This window comes from Novosphingobium sp. PASSN1 (genome assembly GCF_002278815.1).
In genome coordinates, this window is record NZ_NKIS01000014.1 from 46,764 (window position 1) to 63,939 (window position 17,176).

A 17,176-nucleotide genomic window follows, 5' to 3' on the forward strand; every position below is an offset into this window, starting at 1 on the left:
GCATCCCGCGCGCCCTTGCGTACCAACGGGCACGAACCGGAATGGACCTTCGCCGATGATCCTCAATTTCTGGCGCGCTCTTGTTGCCGCCATGGTGCTTCTGCTTGCTGCGCCGCTCGCCGCCCAGTCCGCACCGCAGGGCGAAATCGTCACCACGGCTTCGGGCAAGGTCGAAGGCTTTGTGCGGGGTGGCATGCTCGAATTTCGCGGCATCCCCTATGCCGCCCCCGTTGCGGGCGATGCACGGTGGAGCCTGCCGCAGCCCGCCGCGTCGTGGGCCGGCGTCCTTCCCGCAATGCACTTCGGCGGCGCCTGCCCGCAGGCCGCGCGCTATGGCCTGACGGAACGCAGCGACGAGGAAAACTGCCTCACGCTCAACATCAGCCTGCCCACCACCAAAGCCGCCGCCAAGCGCCCCGTCCTCGTGTGGATTCACGGCGGCGCTTTCGTCGGCGGCGCGGCCTCGCTCTACCGGCTGGACCGGCTCGCCAAAGGGATGGACGCCGTCGTCGTCAGCGTGAACTACCGCCTCGGCGTGTTCGGCTTCATGGCCCCGCCCGCCGGAACGCCGGGCGCAGGCCGCGTCCTCGGCCTCGAAGACCAGCGCCTCGCCCTGCGCTGGGTGAAAACCAATATCGCGGCCTTCGGCGGCGATCCTGAAAACATAACCCTCGCAGGCGAATCCGCCGGTGCCGCCTCGGTCTGCATGCACCTCATGGCCCCGGACGAGACGCGCACCCTGTTCCGCCGCGCCATTATCCAGAGCAGCGCCTGCGGCACCCCCTTGCGCGCGCTGCCCCAGGCCGAACTGTTCGCTGCCAAAGTGGCCAAGGAAGCGGGCTGTACCGATCCCGCCGCCTTGCTCGGCTGCCTCAAGGCCATCGATCCGCAAAGCCTGATCGCCGCCGGTGCCCGCGCAGCCAGCGGCGAACTCCTCGCCTTCGCGCCCTTTGCCGGCAGCGCCACGATCCCGCGCCCCACGCTCGCCGCGCTGCAAGCGGGCGATTTCGCCCGCGTGCCCATCCTCTATGGCTTCACGCGCGATGAAATGCGGCTTTACGTGGGCTATGATGTGCAAGGCGGCGCGAAGATCACCCCTGAAACCTACCCTCTCGCTGTCCGCGCCATTTATGGCGACAAGACGGACAAGGTTCTCGCCCGCTATCCCCTGAAGCCCGGCGAACACCCCGCCGAAACGCTGGGTTCGCTCATGACCGACTTCATGCCCGGCCTCGGCATCACCCACTGCATGATGCTGGAAAGCAGCCGCCTGCTGGCCGCGCATACTCCGGTGTTCCAGTGGGAATATGCCGACCGCACCGCCCCCGTGCGCGGCGTTTCGATCCCCATCAGCCCCGAGCCCGGCTTCAATCTCGGCGCAGTCCATTCGGCAGAGCTCAACGCGCTGTTTCCGGGCTTCTCCAACACCGCCGCGATGACCGCGCCCGATCTTGGCCCGGCCTCGCAGGCGCTGGCAGACGTCATCGTCGCGACATGGGCCGCCTTCCTGCGCGGCGATCCCAGCCCGCGGGAATGGCCCGCAACCCGTCCCGGCTCGGCGATGCGCTTCGCACCCGCCCATGTCGGTCCGGTCGACGCGTGGTCAGAATACCAGTGCGATTTCTGGATGGCCGAGTATCCGGCTTTCTTCGCCGCCACCCCTTAAAAGGAACCCACATGAACACTGCCATCGTCACCGGTGCCGCGCAGGGCCTCGGCCTCGTCACCGCCCGCCGCCTCGCCGCCGCCGGATACCGCGTCGTCCTCACCGATATGCAGGATGTTTCCGCGCAGGCCGCGTCCATCGGCGGTGAGGCTATCGGCATCAGCGGTGACGTTTCCAGCGAAGCCTTCGTCGATGACATGGCCGCGCGCGTCGCGAAGGACTTCGGCGGCGCGCAGGTGCTCGTCAACAACGCCGGGATCAGCCTGATCCAGCCCGCCGAGGATACCACCCTCGATCAGTGGCAGAAGATGATGGCGGTGAACCTGCAAGGCCCCTTCCTCCTCTGCCGCGCGTTCGGCCGCCAGATGCTGGGCGCGGGCAAGGGCTCCATCGTCAACGTCGCCTCGGTCGCGGGCCTCGGCGGGGTGATCCACCGCTCGGCCTACAACACCTCCAAGCACGGCCTGATCGGCCTCACCCGCACGCTGGCAGGCGAATGGGGCGGCCGCGGCGTGCGCGTGAACGCGGTCTGCCCCGGCTGGATCAAGACCGAAATGGACGTGAAGGACATGGGCTCAGGCGCCTATGACGACACCGATATCGTCAACCGCGTGCCGATGGCGCGCTTTGCCATGCCCGAAGACGTGGCAGAAGGCATCGCCTTCCTCGCGTCGGACGCCGCGTCCTTCATCAACGGTGTGAGCCTGCCGGTGGACGGCGGCTGGACTGGCGACATCAGCTGGGACAGCCTGCGCCTGAAGACGCGGGGGTGAATGCCTTGGCCCTTGCCGCGCAGGCGTGACAAGGGCCACCCCGTTGCAGGGCCGTGGGATTAGAGACTGCACGCCGCAACATAAGTAACAAGGCTTAATTCAAAAAGGCCTTACCAGAATTCCATCCCATCTCTGGACAGTTTCGATGGGATTTCCGTGAATTTGCTTAAACATATTACAAAAAAGACTCTTATTCAGCAGCTAGCGAATAGCTTCTAGAATTTGGCATTGTGATGCTGTGGCGGCGTACGCCCTATGTGTCATCGTTTTTGCCGGGAGCACCGCACATGTCTGATCGCCTTAAATTTGTGACAGCCGTTTCACCCGTCCAGATCTACGAGAACAACGACGGCGTCTGGGAACCCGACCGCCTCAAGCTGAACCAGACCGTGGCGGTCGATCCGGTGACGCAAGACGTCACCATCACCTCGACCTTCGACACCTACATCAAGATCGAAACCTTCAGCCAGACCGCCGATCTGGCGGACGACCCGACGCTCTACGAGCTGAAGAGCGAGTCCTTTGCGTCCGCCAATGGCGGCAGCCCGATCACCGATCCCAACGCCCAGCTTTCCGATGACGATGGCGTCGAAGATGACCAGAACGGCGATGGCAACATCAACGATACCCTGCATGGAACGAGCAGCGACGACAGCGAGCACGGCGGAGCCGGCAACGATGTGATCGACGGCGGCGAAGGTGACGACGACCTCAACGGCGATGAAGGCGACGACGACCTGCTCGGCGGCAACGGCAACGACACAATCAATGGCGGCGTCGGCTTCGACGCGATCTCCGGCGATGCTGGCAACGACCATCTCGATGGCGGCGCGGATGACGATATCGTATCGGGCGGCGCAGGCAGGGACGTGGTCAGCGGCGGCGATGGCGACGACCAGGTCGCAGGCGATGTCGGCAACGATCGTCTGAACGGCGGCAACGGCGACGATTCGATTGACGGCGGCGTTGGCAACGACGCGATCGTTGCGGGTGACGGGGCCGACGATGTCCTCGGCGGTGACGGCAACGACAAGGTCGATGGCGGCGCGGGCGATGACTCGCTCAACGGCGGCGCCGGCAGCGACAAGTTGGCGGGCGGTGACGGCGCCGATACACTGCATGGCAGCGATGGAACGGATTCGCTGAGCGGCGGTAACGGCGACGACTTGCTCGATGGCGGCACCGGCAACGACGCGCTTCTGGGAGGCGCCGGCAACGACGACCTCGATGGTAGCGATGGCAAGGATTCGCTGAGCGGCGATCTTGGCGACGATACGATGCAGGGCGGCGCGGGTAACGACAAGGAAAGCGGCGGCGCGGGCAACGACACCTTCCTGGCCGGGGGCGATTCCGGCGATGACAAGTTCGACGGCGGCAAGGGCGACGACCTCGTCGACTACTCGGCTGCCACCGCTGCCATGACCATCGACCTGGCTGCGGGCACCGCACATGCCACCGCAAACGACGCCGGCACCGGCACCGACAAGCTGGCCAAAATCGAGAACGTGATTGGTAGCGCGCATGACGACACCATCGTCGGCAGCAAGGCAGGCAACGTCATCACTGGTGGTGGCGGTGCCGATACGCTGACCGGCGGCAATGGCAACGACGTGTTCGCCTTCACCGCCATCGGCGACAGCCAGACCGGCCAAGGCGATACGATCACCGACTTTTCCGCCGGCGACCGGATCGATCTCTCCGCCATCGACGCGAACGGCACGCCTGGCAGCGCCTTCACCTTCTTGGCCACCGTGCCCACCGAAGGCAGCGCGGCTGGCGTCGTGTGGTTCGACAGCGCCACCAGCACGCTCTACGCCAGCACCACCGCGGACGCCGCAGCGGAACTTGCTATCGTGCTGACCGGTGTCAGCAGCATCTCTGCAGCCGATCTGGTGCTCTGAAGCCACCCGCACCCACACGTCAGCCCCCCCCCGCCCTCCCCGTTCCTGCGCGGCACGGAAGGGGAGGGCGGCGGCCGGGCCGATGGCCGAGGATTGCGGCGAGACTTTACCGAATCCCAACCTCAATCAACCCCTTGAACTGCAACACGCCAATTCGGCTGCCACCCGTTGTCCAGCATCGATGGACTACATCCCGGACATGACAGAAGCGGCTGTCGCTTATAAATCGCTGTCCGACAGCCACCCCCTTGCCGCACGATGCGCCCCGCCCGTCCCCCGCGCAGCCTCTCCAATTGGGGAGTGGGCAAGCCGCGCCCCCGCGCGTTTCATGGACCGGATAAGATAGGGAGATTGCCATGCGTGTTGCTCTGCCCGAGGCTCACCACCAGAATCCGCTCGGCCATTTGTCCGAGCACTATGCGCCCGAGATCGTGAACGCCGCTTTCGGGTTTTCCGATGTCACCTACCGCACTTCGAAGCTGCCCACGCGCCTGTTCGAAGGCGCGCGGATGCGCACGGCGCTGATCAACGGGTGCCAGCTCTGCCAGAACTTCCGCGTACTGCGCGATCGCCCCGATCTCGAGCACAACAATGGCCCCGCGCCGGACGAAGCGTTCTATGCCGCCGTCAACGAATGGCGCACCTCGCCGGTGCTGTCGGAGCGCGAGAAGCTTGCCATCGAATATGCCGAGAAAGTTGGTCTCGATCCCAAGGCGCTTGCCACCGACGAGGACTTCTGGACGCGCTACAAGGCGGCGCTGACAGACGACGAGATCGTCGATCTGGCCTTCTGCGTGGCCGTGTGGATGGGCCTCGGGCGCGTTGCCCACGTGCTCGGCCTCGATGCGGTCTGCGCGCTGCCGGCGCTGCGCGAAGTGGCCTGATGGCGGCGGGGCTTGATCGGCGCGCGCTGCTGGGCGGGTTGGCCGCTGGTGGTGCCGCGCTGGCTTCCGGCACGGGCGCGCTGCGGCTGCCGCGACCGATGTGCCTGTCGGTCCGCGCTCAGTGCTGGTTTATCAGGCCGTCGCGCTGCTCGAAGAACGCGTACCCCACGGCAAGACGCCTTATGGCGAACGCTTCCGCGTGCCCATCATCGGCGGCAGCTTCGAGGGGCCGGATCTGCGCGGCCACATCCTCCCCGGCGGGGCGGACTGGCAGTTGCTGCGCGCCGACGGCTATCTCGAACTCATCGCGGACTACTACATGGAGACCGACGACAAGGTTCTCATCAAGGTCAACAACCGAGGCCTTGTCCAGACCGTCCCCGGCTCGGACGGCAACCGCTATGCCATGACCACGCCGCATTTCGAGGCGCCGATCGGCAAGTATGGCTGGCTGAACCAGCTGATCTTTGCCGGGACGGTCGTGCCGGGGGACAGCAAGGTGCCTGCGGTCCACCTGGCGATCTTCAAGCTGGTCTAGCTGAACAGCCCCGCAAAGGTCTTGCGCAGTTCGGCCTTGAGCACTTTGCCCATCGCGTTGCGCGGGAATTCCTCGACCACGCGGATGGCCTTGGGCTGTTTGAACCGGGCGAGCTTTTCAGCCGCTACCGCTTCGATCAGCGCAGGGTCCATGTCGGGGCGCTCCGCCGTCACCACGGCCACCACCGCCTCGCCGAAATCGGGATGCGGCACACCGATGATGGCGACATCGGTGACGCCTTCCACTTCGGCCAGCACCATTTCCAGTTCGGCGGGATAGATGTTGAACCCGCCCGAAATAATCAGGTCCTTTGAACGGCCCGCAATCGTCAGCCGTCCGCTGGCATCGCGAAAGCCGGTGTCGCCGGTCACGAAGTAGCCGTCCGGCCCGATGGCTTCGGCGGTGGCTTCGGGGCGGCGCCAGTATCCGGCGCACAGGTTCGGCCCGCGGATTTCCACTTCGCCGACTTCGCCCGGCGGGAGCTCCTGTCGTCCTTCCCCGCCAACGACGCGCAGTTCCACACCAGGCAGCGGATAGCCCACCGTCCCCGCGATGCGCCCGTCCTGCTCGTAGAGGTTCGAGGTGATCATCACCGCCTCGGTCATCCCGTACCGCTCAAGAATGCGCTGGCCGGTGCGCGCTTCGAATTCGGCGAACACCGAGGGCAACAGCGGGGCCGAGCCGCAGACGAACAGGCGGATTCCGGCGGTCGCATCGCGGGTGAAATCCTCGCGGTCGAGCAGGCGGGTGTAGAATGTCGGCACGCCCATGAACACGCTCACCGTGGGCAGCAGCGAGACGACCTTTGCCGCATCGAACCGGCCCAGCAGGTGCACCGTCGCCGCGCTGTAGAGCCCGAGATGGAGCGCCACGAACAGACCGTGGGCGTGGAACAGCGGGAGGGTGTGGAGGATCGAATCCGCATCCGAAAAGCGCCACGCTTCATGCAGCGCCGCCACGTTGGACGACAGGTTGCGGTGCATCAGCATCGCGCCCTTGGGCCGCCCCGTGGTGCCCGAAGTGAAGAGGATCGCGGCGAGATCGGTCTCCGCCATCTCCGCCACCGCAAGATCGGGTTCCAGCCCCTCGGCCAGCAGGGTGAGCGAGCCGGAACCATCCGCCTCCAGCGTGGCGCGGGCGATCTTGCCGTCTTCGGGCGGGACGGCAGTGGCGGCGCTGTGCACCAGCAGGACGGGATCGGCATCCTCCACCAGCAGCGCCACTTCGCTGGGTGTATAGGCCGGATTGAGCGGCACGAAGGTCGCGCCCGAGGCGAGCACCGCAAGGTAGGTCAGCGCGAAGTGCGGCGAGTTTTCCGCCTTGAGCATGACCCGGTCGCCCTGCTTAACCCCCAGCTGCGCCAACGCCGCACGGTAGCGTCCGATAGCGGCGGGAAGCTCGCCGAAGGTGCACACAGTCTCACCATTCCAGAGCAGCGCGGGCTTGGCTTCATGCCCGGCATGGCGCGAAAGGAAGATGGCAACGAGATTGGCGTTCATGGCCCTGCACTCTCCAGCTTGGGAGGCCGGTTCATAGTGCGCACGGGCAGGGGCGCAAAGGCCGATCTCTCATATTGTGATATGGCGAGGCACGGCTGGTGCGAGACCCGACTGCAATTCATTTTAAGCTTGAAATAAATTCCGGAATGGCCAAGCTTGCGATTGGGCCATTGTGCGGAAACGGCAAATCCGCTGGAATGGGACGAACAATCAGGACGGGAGGTCATCGTGGCGGATTCAGGTGTACTGGCAGGCTTGCTGAGCGGGATTGCCGCTGGCGGGATCAAGGTGGTGGACCTCACCGAAACGCTCACGCCCGAATATCCCACGATCACCCTGCCGGCCGAATTCGGCCAGGCCTCGCCCTTCGTGAAGGAGGAAATCTCGCGCTACGATGAGCGCGGGCCGGGCTGGTACTGGAACAACTTCACGATCAGCGAACACACCGGCACGCACTTCGATGCGCCGATCCACTGGGTGACGGGCAAGGACGTGGAGAACGGCGCGGTCGACACGATCGATCCTGCGCGCTTCATCGCCCCGGTCTGCGTGATCGACTGCACCGCTGAAGTCGCCGCGAACCCCGATTTCATCCTCTCGGTGGACGTGCTGGAAGCGTGGGAGGCCAAGCATGGCCGCATTCCGGCGGGCAGCTGGGTGTTCCTGCGCAGCGACTGGCGCAAGATCGCCGATCCCGCCAACTTCACCAACCTTGACGAGAACGGCGCGCATTCGCCCGGCCCGGATGCCGCGTCCACCTTGTGGATGATAGGCGAGCGCGATGTGCTGGGCTTCGGCACCGAATGCGTCGGCACCGATGCGGGGCAGGCCTTCCTGTTCGAGCCGCAATATCCCTGCCACCACTACATGCACGGCGCGGGCCGCTATGGCCTGCAGTGCATGACCAACCTTGATCTTCTGCCGCCCACCGGCGCGGTGATCGTGGCGGCGCCGCTGAAAATCGAGAACGGATCGGGCAGCCCGCTGCGGGTGCTCGCGCTCGTTCCGGCCTGAGGCAAGACAATGGCCGAACGCTCGTTTGCAAAAGAGGTCGAGAAGCTGCGGATCGGTGCGGGCGAGGAATTCGCCGGCGAAGGCATCCTCGCGGTGACCAAGGCACTGCTGCAATCGGGCATTTCCTATGTCGGCGGCTATCAGGGCTCGCCGATCTCGCACCTCCTCGATGTACTGGCCGATGCGCAGGACATCATGGGCGAACTGGGCATCCGCTTCGAGGCTTCGGCCAACGAGGCGGCGGCGGGCGCGATGCTGGCGGCCAGCGTCAACTACCCCTTGCGCGGCGCAGTCGCGTGGAAATCGGTGGTCGGCACCAATGTCGCGTCGGATGCGCTGTCCAACGTTGCCTCTGGCGGGGTGAAGGGCGGCGCGATGATCATCGTGGGCGAGGACTACGGCGAAGGCTCCTCGATCATGCAGGAGCGCACCCACGCCTTCGCGATGAAATCGCAGATCTGGCTGCTCGATCCGCGCCCCAACCTGCCCTCCATCGTCAACATGGTCGAAAAGGGGTTCGAACTTTCGGAGGCCTCCGGCAGCCCGGTGATGCTGGAGCTGCGCGTGCGGTCCTGCCACCTCTATGGCCGGTTCACCGCCAAGGACAACGTGCGCCCGGCCTTCGGCCTCAAGGACGCGATGGAAAATCCGGTGCGCGATACGGACCGGATCGTGCTGCCGCCTGCCAACTTCCTCCACGAGCGTGAGAAGATCGCGCAGCGCTGGCCCGCTGCGGTCGAGTTCATCAAGCAGCACAAGCTCAACGAATTTCTCGGCGGGCACCTCGGCGATGTGGGGATCATCGTGCAGGGGGGGATGTACAACAACCTGATCCGTGCGCTGGAACTCGTCGGCCTGTCAGACAGCTTCGGGCAGACCGAGATCCCGATCTATTGCCTCAACGTCGCCTACCCGCTGATCGACAGCGAAGTGACCGGGTTCTGCGCCGACAAGCAAGCGGTGTTCCTGATCGAGGAAGGCCAGCCCGAATTCATCGAGCACAATGTCAACACGATCCTGCGCCGCGCCGATCTGCAAACCAAGCTGATCGGCAAGGAAACCATGCCGCTGGCGGGCGAATATACGGGACAGGTGATCAAGGACGGGCTGGTGCGCTTCCTGCGCGAACATGCGCCCAAGCTGGCGGCCAAGGCCGCGTTGCCGCCCGAACCTGCGGGCAGCAACCTTGCGCCGCTGGCCGATGTCGTGCCCGCGCGGCCATCGGGTTTCTGCACCGGCTGCCCGGAGCGCCCGATCTTCACCGCGATGAAGCTGGTCGAGAGGGACATCGGCGAGTTTCACGTCTCCGGCGATATCGGCTGCCACATCTTTTCCATCCTGCCGCCTTTCAATCTGGGCAACACGACGATGGGCTATGGCCTTGGCATGGCAGGCGCAGCGGCCTTCCAGTCGGACTCCAAGCAGCGCACCGTCTCGGTGATGGGCGACGGCGGGTTCTGGCACAATGGCCTCACCTCGGGCGTCGGCCACGCGGTGTTCAACCGCAACGACGGCGTGACGATCCTCGTCGACAACGGCTATTCGGCGGCAACCGGCGGGCAGGACATTCTTTCGAGCCGCGCCGAAAATCGCACCCGCACGACCAAGCACCCGATGGAAAACGCGATCCGGGGGATCGGCGGCCAGTGGGTGCGCACGGTGCGCAGCTATGATCTGGAGGCGATGACCTCCACCCTGACCGAGGCGATGACGACGAGCTTCAAGGGGCCGAAGATCATCATCGCGGAATCGGAATGCATGCTCAACAAGCAGCGCCGGGTGAAACCGCTGGTGGCCAAGGCCATCAAGGGCGGCAAGCGCGTGGTGAAAGAGCGCTTCGGCGTTGATGCCGATACCTGCAGCGGCGATCATTCGTGCATTCGCCTCTCCGGCTGCCCCACCCTCACCTTGCGCGAGAACCCCGATCCGCTGCGCGATGATCCGGTGGTGCAAGTACTCGATGATTGCGTGGGCTGCGGCCACTGCGGTGAGACGGCGCACGCCGCCGTGCTCTGCCCCAGCTTCTACCGCGCCGACATGGTGTTCAATCCCAGCCGCTGGGACCGCTGGCGGCAGGCGCTGCGCAGCGCGGTGATCGGCTTCTTCCAGGCCCGCGCCGCCCGCCGCCGCGCGCTGACGGCGTTCTGACCATGGGCAGCAGCAAGACCCGCCCCATCAACATCGCGATCATGGCGCTGGGCGGCCAGGGCGGCGGCGTGATGGCTGACTGGACCGTCCGCGCTGCCGAACTGGCCGGCTTCCGCGCGCAATATACCTCGGTGCAGGGCGTGGCCCAGCGCACGGGCGCGACGATCTATTATATCGAACTGTTCCCCGAGGCGGAAATCGCAGCGCGCGGGAAGGAACCCGTGCTGGCGTTGATGCCGGTGCCCGGCGATGTCGATGTGGTGGTGGCCTCCGAACTGATGGAAGCGGGCCGCGCGGTGATGCGCGGCTTTGTCACGCCCGAACGCACCACGTTGATCGGCTCCACCCACCGCGTCTTCGCGATTGCCGAGAAGATCGCGATGGCGGACGGGCGCGCCGATGCCGGCGCGGTGCACGAAGCGGCGCAGGCGCGCGCCAAGCGCTGGATCGGCTTCGACATGGAAGCCACCGCGCGCGAAGGCGACAGCGTGATCAGCGCGGTGATGTTTGGTGCGCTGGCCGGATCGGGCGCGCTGCCGATCCCGCGCGATGTGTTCGAGGCGGTGATCCGCGAGAGCGGCAAGGCCGTGGCGGCCAATCTGGCAACGTTTGCGTTGGGCTTCGACCGCGCCTGCGGGATTGCGCCTCCGGCGGCTCCAGCCATGCCAGCGGCGGCGACTGCGCCGGAAGCGCCCGCTGCGGTGAAGCCGCTGCTGGCGCGGATCGAGGCCGAACTGCCGTTCATCGCGCGCGAATTCGCGACCGAAGGCCTGCGCCGAACCATCGATTTTCAGGACCTGACCTACGGCGCCCTCTATCTCGACCGCTTGCAGCAGGCCGCCGATTGGGACGCCGCAGCCGGGGGCAGCGCCCGCCGCCATGAACTGATCCGCGAACTGGCGCGTCACCTCGCGCTGTGGATGACCTTCGACGACACCTTCCGCGTGGCCGATCTCAAAACGCGCAGCAGCCGCTTCGAACGCTTCCGGCATGAAGTGAACGCAGCGCCCGACCAGATCGTGGCTGTCACCGAATTCATGCACCCGCGCCTGAAGGAAGTGGCGGATTCGCTGCCCGCTGGCCTTGGCCGCTGGGCCGCGCGGCAGGCATGGCTGGGCCGCTGGTTTGCCAAGGGCCGCAAGGTTCAGACCAGCAGCTTGCGCGGCTTTCTGATGCTCAGCCTGCTCGCCACCGGGCGGCGCTGGCGGCGTTCCACCTTGCGGTTCAGCCACGAGAACGCGGCGATCGAAGCGTGGCTGGAGCGCGCACGCCAACTTGCGGCCAGCGATTATGCGGCGGCGGTGGAACTGGTGCGCTGCCAGAAGCTGATCCGCGGCTATGGCGAGACGAACGAGCGCGGGGCGCGCAATTTCGCGCGCATCATGGCTGCGGTGAATGGGGCGAGCGGAGCGGGCCTCGCCGCGCGCATCAAGCGACTGCGCGATGCCGCGCTGGCGGACGAAAAGGGCGAAAAGCTGGCCGAGGTTCTGGCCGAAGCAGCCTGAGCGTCTGGCTCAGTCCGGAATGACCGCCGTGACTTCGATCTCGATCTCGGCCGCGGCTTCCATCAGCGCGACCACCTGCACCACGGCCATGACCGGGAAGTGCTTGCCCATAATCTCGCGGTAGACCGCGCCGATCTCGCGACCATGGGCGAGGTAGTGGTCGCGGCTGGTGATGTACCAGGTCATCCGCACGACATGTTCGGGCTTCGCGCCGCCTTCGGCGAGGATCGCGACGATATTTTCCAGCGCCTGACGGAACTGGGCGACAAGGCCGGTGGGGAAGCGCTCTTCGGCATCCCAGCCGACGACTCCGGCGAGGAAAACCATTTCCCCGCGCGCAGCGATCCCGTTTGCGTAGCCCTTGGGACGGGGCCAGCCGTGCGGTTGCAGAACCTTCATAAGCCTCCTCCGGCGCCTTGACAGGGCGTCCTTTGCTCTCGATATTTTAAACTTGAAATATTGTCCAGCCAAAGGATCGGACCCTTGTTCAAACCTGCCGAGCGCATCGTCCACCGCGCCGATCCGGGGCGCTGGCCCAATGCAGAAACGGCGGCGCAGTCGCGGCTGTTCTCGCCAGTGCAAGTCGGCCCGCTGACGCTGGCGACGCGCACGTGGATCCCGGCGATGGTGCCCTGGCGCGCAACGCCGGATGGCGAGGCCGGGCCGGACGTGATCGACTGGTACGCCCGCTTCGCCAAGGGCCGCCCCGGCACCATCGTGATCGAGGCGACCGGCATTCGCGATGTGCCCTCCGGCCCGCTTCTGCGGATCGGCGATGATCGTTTCGTGCCCGGCCTTGCGCGGCTGGTGGAGGCCGTGCGTGAGGCCAGCGGCGGGGAAACGAAGCTGCTGATCCAGCTGATCGACTTCCTCGCGATCAAGCGCCGTCCGGACCGCGCCACGTTCCTCTCGCGCTTTCTGGCGCTCACCGACCGCCACCGCGCGGCAACCGGCGAAACGGCAGACGAGGCGGTGCGCGCCGCGCTGATCGCCATGCCCGATGCGACCTTGCGCGAAGTGCTGGACTCGCGCGACTGGGAGTCACTGGCGCAAGGCTTCCGCGAGCGGGTGACCGATGTGGACAAGCCCCATATCGCCGAATTGCCGCAAGTGCTGCCCGGCCTGTTCGCCGCCGCCGCCGCGCGCGCGGAAGCAGCGGGTTTCGACGGGATCGAGCTGCACTATGCCCATGCCTATACGATGGCCTCGTTCCTTTCGGCGCGGAACGACCGGCAGGACGGCTACGGCGGCGCGCGCGAGGACCGCGTGCGCTTGCCGCTGGAGGTCTACCGGGCGGTGCGCAGTGCGGTTTCGCCCAGTCTTGCTGTGGGCTGCCGGTTCCTCGCCGAGGAATGCATCGCGGGCGGCAACACGGTGGGGGATGCCGCGTGGTTCGGGACCGAATTCGCGCGGGCGGGCATGGATTTCCTCTCGCTCTCGCGCGGGGGCAAGTTCGAGGATGCGCTGCAGCCAAAGACTGGCGAGGCCGCCTATCCCTATACCGGGCCGAGCGGCTATGAATGCATGCCGGCCTACATTTCAGACGCAAAGGGGCCGTATGGCCGCAACCGCGATGCGGCACGGACCATCCGCGCGGCCGTGCAGGAGGCGGGCTTCAAGACGCCCATCGTGACTGCGGGCGGAGTCCACGGTTTCGCGCAGGCGGAGGCGATGCTGGCGGCGGGTGAGGCCGATATCGTCGGTTCGGCCCGCCAGTCGCTCGCCGATCCCGACTGGCTCCTCAAGGCGCGCATGGGCCGGGGCAGCGAAGTGCGGACCTGCGAGTTTTCCAACTACTGCGAGGGGCTGGATCAGAAGCACAAGCAGGTAACCTGCAAGCTCTGGGACAGGCAGGGCCTGACGCCCGGCATGGGGGGACTGTCGCACGACGGAAAACGCCGCCTGACCGCCCCCCTCTGGGACTGACACTCAGCCGCTGCAGTGATCCGCAACGAGGCGGCGGAACAGCGGCCCGTGCTCGATCATCGTCCAGTGTCCGCACTTCGCAATCGTGTGGAGCTGCGAATTGGGCAGGTGCTGGTGGAGGTTCCACGAAACTTGCGGATCGACCACGCGGTCATCGCGGCCGTGGACCAGCAAAGTCTCGTGCTGGATCGTCTGCAGCACGTTGATCGGCAGGCACTGCGCATCGAGCCAGCGCTGGCGCGGCGCGGGGAACAGCCGGTGGAAGTGATCGAGCGCGCCGGGCCGCGAACAGGCCTTGAGCCGCATCGCGACGAGTTCATCAGTGATCAGCGCCTGATTCCACGCCATCACGCTCATCGCCTGCTTCATGTGCTCAGCCGTCGGCTTGAAATCCCACAGCATTTCGAGGTTCTCGTTGACGCGGACGGGCCAGCCGCCCGGCCCCATCAGCACCAGCCGCTCGAACCGCTCAGGGTGCTTGGCCGCCAGCCACAGCGCCAGTGAACCGCCGAAGCTGTTGCCCACGACATGCGCCTTTTCAATGCCCAGCCCATCCATCAGCGCGATGATCTGATCGACCCACGAATCCATGAACCGGAATTCGAAATCCGCCGGGGTTTCGGTGTAGCCGAAGCCGACGAGATCGGGTGCGATGATCTGGAACCGGTCCTGCATCGCCGGGATGAAGGTGCGCCAGTTGGCCCATGCGCAGACCCCCGCGCCCGAACCGTGGAGGCAGAGCATGGCGGGGCCGCTGCCCGCGACGTGGACGTTCGTACGGTAGCTGCCAGTCTGCACGAACTGGCCGATTTCAGGGTTTTCGCTCATGCCGTCTCTCCACCGATATCTTGAATCGAAAGTCAATCGAAACTCTATTAGTCCGATAGCGCGCGCGAGGCCGAACCACAAAATGTTTCTGGACAGGGGGATGATTTAGTTTAAGCTTCAAACAACTCCAGAGATCGGGGTAAATGCAGACCACGCAAGCCTTTGACGCACCGGCACCTGATCGGCGGACATTGCTGAAGTCCGCCGCGTTCGGCTTGTTCGCGTTCACGGTCGGCGGGGCCGAGATGCTGCTCTCCCCGGCCGAGGCCCGCAGCCGCGGCGCTGCCTTTGCCAAGCTGTCTGCCGATGAAGCAGCCTTGCTCGAAGCCTTTGGCGATGCCTTGGTACCGGGCGCGCGCGCAGCCGGGATCGCCCATTTCGTCGATGCCAATCTGGCCCGCCCACATCATGAATCGCTCCTGACGGCACGCTATCTCGATGTGCTGCCTCCGCACGATGCGTTCTACAAATCCGGGCTTGCTGCGCTCGATGCTGCCAGCCGCGCAGTGCTGGGCGCGTCGTTCACGCAGGTTTCAGCGGCAGTCGCCAAGCCGCTGATCGGCGCGATGCTGCCGGGCACCATCGCGCCGTGGCAAGGCCCGCCGCCACCGCTGTTCTATCTTGCGGTGCGCAGCGATGCCGCCGATCTCGTCTATGGCACGCGGGCGGCCTTCGCGCGGATGCAGGTGCCCTACATGGCCCACATCGAACCGCCGGCGGACTGGTAGAGGCATGGGCGGCCAGCACCTTCCGAAACGCACCGACGCGGTGATCGTGGGCGCGGGCGCTGCCGGAAACCTGTTTGCCACCGTGCTCGCCGAAGCGGGCAAATCGGTCCTGGTGCTCGATCCCGGCCCGGCGTGGAAGGCCACCGATCTCTACAGTTCCGCGATCTGGTCCCGCCGGCTGCGCTGGGGCGGGCCGCCGGTCGAATCGACGGGCGGGAATGCCTTTGGCGCGGGCTTCAACATGGGCTGGGGCACCGGCGGCGCGGCGCTCCACCACTATGGCACCTGGCCGCGCCTGATGCCGTCCGATTTCACCATGCAATCGGACTTCGGCAAAGGGCTGGACTGGCCGATTGGCTATGACGACTTGCGCCCGTTCTATGACCGCGTTCAGGAAGAGGTTGGCGTTTCGGGCGATGCCGAGGCGGAAGTGTGGCGCCCGGCAGGCGCACCCTATCCGCTGCCCCCCCTGCAGCAATTCGCGCAGGCGCGGCTGCTGCAAAAGGGCTTTCAGGCGCTGGGCATGAAGACCGCGCCCAGCCCGATGGCCATCCTCTCGCAGGACTACAAGGGCCGCCCAGCCTGCCTCTATGACGGCTGGTGCGATGCGGGCTGCCCGACTGGCGCGCTGGCCAATCCACTAGTCACCTATCATCCGCGCGCAGTGAAGGCGGGCGCGCGCTTCGTGAACGGGGCGCATGTCACGCAGGTCATTCCCGGCAAGTCGGCACGGGCCGCTGCGGGCGTGGAATATATCGACCACACCGGCACCGTGCAGACGGCGCTGGCCGACATGGTGATCCTGGCCGCATCCACCGTGTCCAACCCGGCGATCCTGCTGAACAGCACCGGCGGCGAATGGCACACCGGCGCGAGCAATTCCTCGGGCCTCGTCGGCCGCTATTTCATGACCCACTCGATCGCATCGGTTTACGGCTTCTTCGATGGGGAGGAGACCGAGAACTACATGGGCGTGACCGGCGCGCAGGCCACGAACATGGACCACTATGGCAAGCAGAGCCTGGGAGCGGACGCCTTCGGCAGCCTGCAGTGGCAACTGGCCCCGACGATGAAGCCCAACGACCTGCTGGGCGTCGCCATGGGGCGCGCCGATCTGTTTGGCGCGGAGCTGACTGCGTTCATGGAGCGCGCGGTGCATCATCTGGCGGTGATGTTCGGGTTTGGCGAGGGCTTGCCCTTGCTGGAAAACCGCATCGAACTGGCCGAGCGCAGCGGCCCCGGCGGGACGAGGCCCCCGCGCGTGGTCCACACGTTCGCGCCGGAATCGGTCCGGCTTTCGGAGAATGCCGCGCAGCTGGGGCTGAAGATCATCAAGGCGGGCGGCGCAGCGGAGCCTTGGGCAGGGCCCATGGCATCCGCGCACATGATGGGCGGCACGATCATGGGCCGCGATGCCCGCACGTCGGTGACGGACAGCTTCGGCCGCAGCCATGATATCGACAATCTGGTGATTGCAGGGCCGGGGCTGTTCCCCACGGCAGGCGCGATGAATCCCAACTTCACCAACCACGCGCTCGCCTTGCGCAGCGCCGAACACCTCGTGGCGCGCTGGCTCTCATGATGTGAGATCATTGCAGGACGTTAAATTGACTTTCGATTGAAGTTTGCCATCATCGCATGGTGATACGTTTCCCGACGCACTGAAATTTGCGCGGGCGAATACCGGACGCAGGCACCGGAACAGGAATGACGCACACACAGGCACCTGGGCACTCTGCCGAGGGGGGGAATCAGAGGGGAGTACC

The 17,176-nt window shown here is 65.9% G+C and carries 14 protein-coding genes; 11 read left to right on the forward strand and 3 right to left on the reverse strand.

The window, feature by feature from the left end:
- Positions 1-55 precede the first annotated feature (55 nt).
- From CFE35_RS19230 to CFE35_RS19250, 5 genes are all read left to right on the forward strand, one after another.
- Positions 56-1,666: a carboxylesterase family protein gene (locus tag CFE35_RS19230; protein ID WP_292933124.1), complete on the forward strand. Its 1,611-nt coding sequence runs from the start codon at positions 56-58 to the stop codon at positions 1,664-1,666.
- 11 nt (positions 1,667-1,677) lie between these two features.
- Positions 1,678-2,439, forward strand: coding sequence for an SDR family oxidoreductase (locus CFE35_RS19235; protein WP_292933126.1), 762 nt, complete (start codon positions 1,678-1,680; stop codon positions 2,437-2,439).
- Between the two features lie 287 nt (positions 2,440-2,726).
- Positions 2,727-4,340 carry a calcium-binding protein gene (locus tag CFE35_RS19240; protein ID WP_292933128.1) on the forward strand — a complete coding sequence of 538 codons (1,614 nt, stop codon included), beginning with the start codon at positions 2,727-2,729 and terminating at the stop codon, positions 4,338-4,340.
- 356 nt (positions 4,341-4,696) lie between these two features.
- A complete protein-coding gene (locus CFE35_RS19245) occupies positions 4,697-5,224 on the forward strand; it encodes a carboxymuconolactone decarboxylase family protein (protein ID WP_292933129.1) in 528 nt (175 codons plus the stop codon).
- Positions 5,225-5,345: 121 nt separating this feature from the next.
- Positions 5,346-5,762 carry a DUF3237 domain-containing protein gene (locus tag CFE35_RS19250; protein WP_292933131.1) on the forward strand — a complete coding sequence of 139 codons (417 nt, stop codon included), beginning with the start codon at positions 5,346-5,348 and terminating at the stop codon, positions 5,760-5,762.
- Here CFE35_RS19250 and CFE35_RS19255 read toward each other — a convergent pair.
- Positions 5,759-7,261 carry an AMP-binding protein gene (locus tag CFE35_RS19255; protein ID WP_292933132.1) on the reverse strand — a complete coding sequence of 501 codons (1,503 nt, stop codon included), beginning with the start codon at positions 7,259-7,261 and terminating at the stop codon, positions 5,759-5,761. The two genes, CFE35_RS19250 and CFE35_RS19255, sit on opposite strands and share 4 nt — an antisense overlap.
- Positions 7,262-7,489: 228 nt before the next feature.
- Here CFE35_RS19255 and CFE35_RS19260 point away from each other — a divergent pair, with 228 nt between their 5' ends.
- Genes CFE35_RS19260 through CFE35_RS19270 form a run of 3 tightly spaced genes read left to right on the forward strand, consistent with a single transcriptional unit; the run spans position 7,490 to position 11,928 of the window.
- Positions 7,490-8,275 (forward strand): cyclase family protein, encoded by a 786-nt coding sequence (locus tag CFE35_RS19260; RefSeq protein ID WP_292933133.1) that lies wholly within the window; start codon positions 7,490-7,492, stop codon positions 8,273-8,275.
- A 9-nt stretch (positions 8,276-8,284) separates the two neighbouring features.
- Positions 8,285-10,423 (forward strand): indolepyruvate ferredoxin oxidoreductase subunit alpha, encoded by a 2,139-nt coding sequence (locus CFE35_RS19265; RefSeq protein ID WP_292933134.1) that lies wholly within the window; start codon positions 8,285-8,287, stop codon positions 10,421-10,423.
- Positions 10,424-10,425: 2 nt separating this feature from the next.
- Complete coding sequence (locus CFE35_RS19270; protein WP_292933135.1) at positions 10,426-11,928, forward strand: indolepyruvate oxidoreductase subunit beta family protein; 1,503 nt, start codon at positions 10,426-10,428, stop codon at positions 11,926-11,928.
- A gap of 9 nt (positions 11,929-11,937) precedes the next feature.
- On the opposite strand, the gene CFE35_RS19275 is transcribed toward CFE35_RS19270, so the two are convergent.
- Positions 11,938-12,327 carry a RidA family protein gene (locus CFE35_RS19275; protein ID WP_292933136.1) on the reverse strand — a complete coding sequence of 130 codons (390 nt, stop codon included), beginning with the start codon at positions 12,325-12,327 and terminating at the stop codon, positions 11,938-11,940.
- An 84-nt stretch (positions 12,328-12,411) separates the two neighbouring features.
- On the opposite strand from CFE35_RS19275, the gene CFE35_RS19280 reads away from it, so the two are divergent.
- Entirely contained in the window at positions 12,412-13,854 is a 1,443-nt protein-coding gene (locus CFE35_RS19280) for a hypothetical protein (RefSeq protein WP_292933137.1), read from the forward strand.
- A gap of 3 nt (positions 13,855-13,857) precedes the next feature.
- Here CFE35_RS19280 and CFE35_RS19285 read toward each other — a convergent pair whose 3' ends face one another.
- Complete coding sequence (locus CFE35_RS19285) at positions 13,858-14,682, reverse strand: alpha/beta hydrolase (RefSeq protein ID WP_292933138.1); 825 nt, start codon at positions 14,680-14,682, stop codon at positions 13,858-13,860.
- Between the two features lie 143 nt (positions 14,683-14,825).
- On the opposite strand from CFE35_RS19285, the gene CFE35_RS19290 reads away from it, so the two are divergent.
- Positions 14,826-15,410 (forward strand): gluconate 2-dehydrogenase subunit 3 family protein, encoded by a 585-nt coding sequence (locus CFE35_RS19290; protein ID WP_292933140.1) that lies wholly within the window; start codon positions 14,826-14,828, stop codon positions 15,408-15,410.
- 4 nt (positions 15,411-15,414) lie between these two features.
- Positions 15,415-16,992, forward strand: coding sequence for a GMC family oxidoreductase (locus tag CFE35_RS19295; RefSeq protein WP_292933142.1), 1,578 nt, complete (start codon positions 15,415-15,417; stop codon positions 16,990-16,992).
- Positions 16,993-17,176: the final 184 nt, after the last annotated feature.

What these genes read in the sequence shown, in the direction of transcription:
- CFE35_RS19230 (WP_292933124.1), top strand. Translation starts at nt 56, where the DNA reads ATGATCCTCAATTTCTGGCGCGCTCTTGTTGCCGCCATGGTGCTTCTG.
- CFE35_RS19235 (WP_292933126.1), top strand. Translation starts at nt 1,678, where the DNA reads ATGAACACTGCCATCGTCACCGGTGCCGCGCAGGGCCTCGGCCTCGTC.
- CFE35_RS19240 (WP_292933128.1), top strand. Translation starts at nt 2,727, where the DNA reads ATGTCTGATCGCCTTAAATTTGTGACAGCCGTTTCACCCGTCCAGATC.
- CFE35_RS19245 (WP_292933129.1), top strand. Translation starts at nt 4,697, where the DNA reads ATGCGTGTTGCTCTGCCCGAGGCTCACCACCAGAATCCGCTCGGCCAT.
- CFE35_RS19255 (WP_292933132.1), bottom strand. Translation starts at nt 7,261, where the DNA reads ATGAACGCCAATCTCGTTGCCATCTTCCTTTCGCGCCATGCCGGGCAT.
- CFE35_RS19265 (WP_292933134.1), top strand. Translation starts at nt 8,285, where the DNA reads ATGGCCGAACGCTCGTTTGCAAAAGAGGTCGAGAAGCTGCGGATCGGT.
- CFE35_RS19270 (WP_292933135.1), top strand. Translation starts at nt 10,426, where the DNA reads ATGGGCAGCAGCAAGACCCGCCCCATCAACATCGCGATCATGGCGCTG.
- CFE35_RS19275 (WP_292933136.1), bottom strand. Translation starts at nt 12,327, where the DNA reads ATGAAGGTTCTGCAACCGCACGGCTGGCCCCGTCCCAAGGGCTACGCA.
- CFE35_RS19285 (WP_292933138.1), bottom strand. Translation starts at nt 14,682, where the DNA reads ATGAGCGAAAACCCTGAAATCGGCCAGTTCGTGCAGACTGGCAGCTAC.
- CFE35_RS19290 (WP_292933140.1), top strand. Translation starts at nt 14,826, where the DNA reads ATGCAGACCACGCAAGCCTTTGACGCACCGGCACCTGATCGGCGGACA.
- CFE35_RS19295 (WP_292933142.1), top strand. Translation starts at nt 15,415, where the DNA reads ATGGGCGGCCAGCACCTTCCGAAACGCACCGACGCGGTGATCGTGGGC.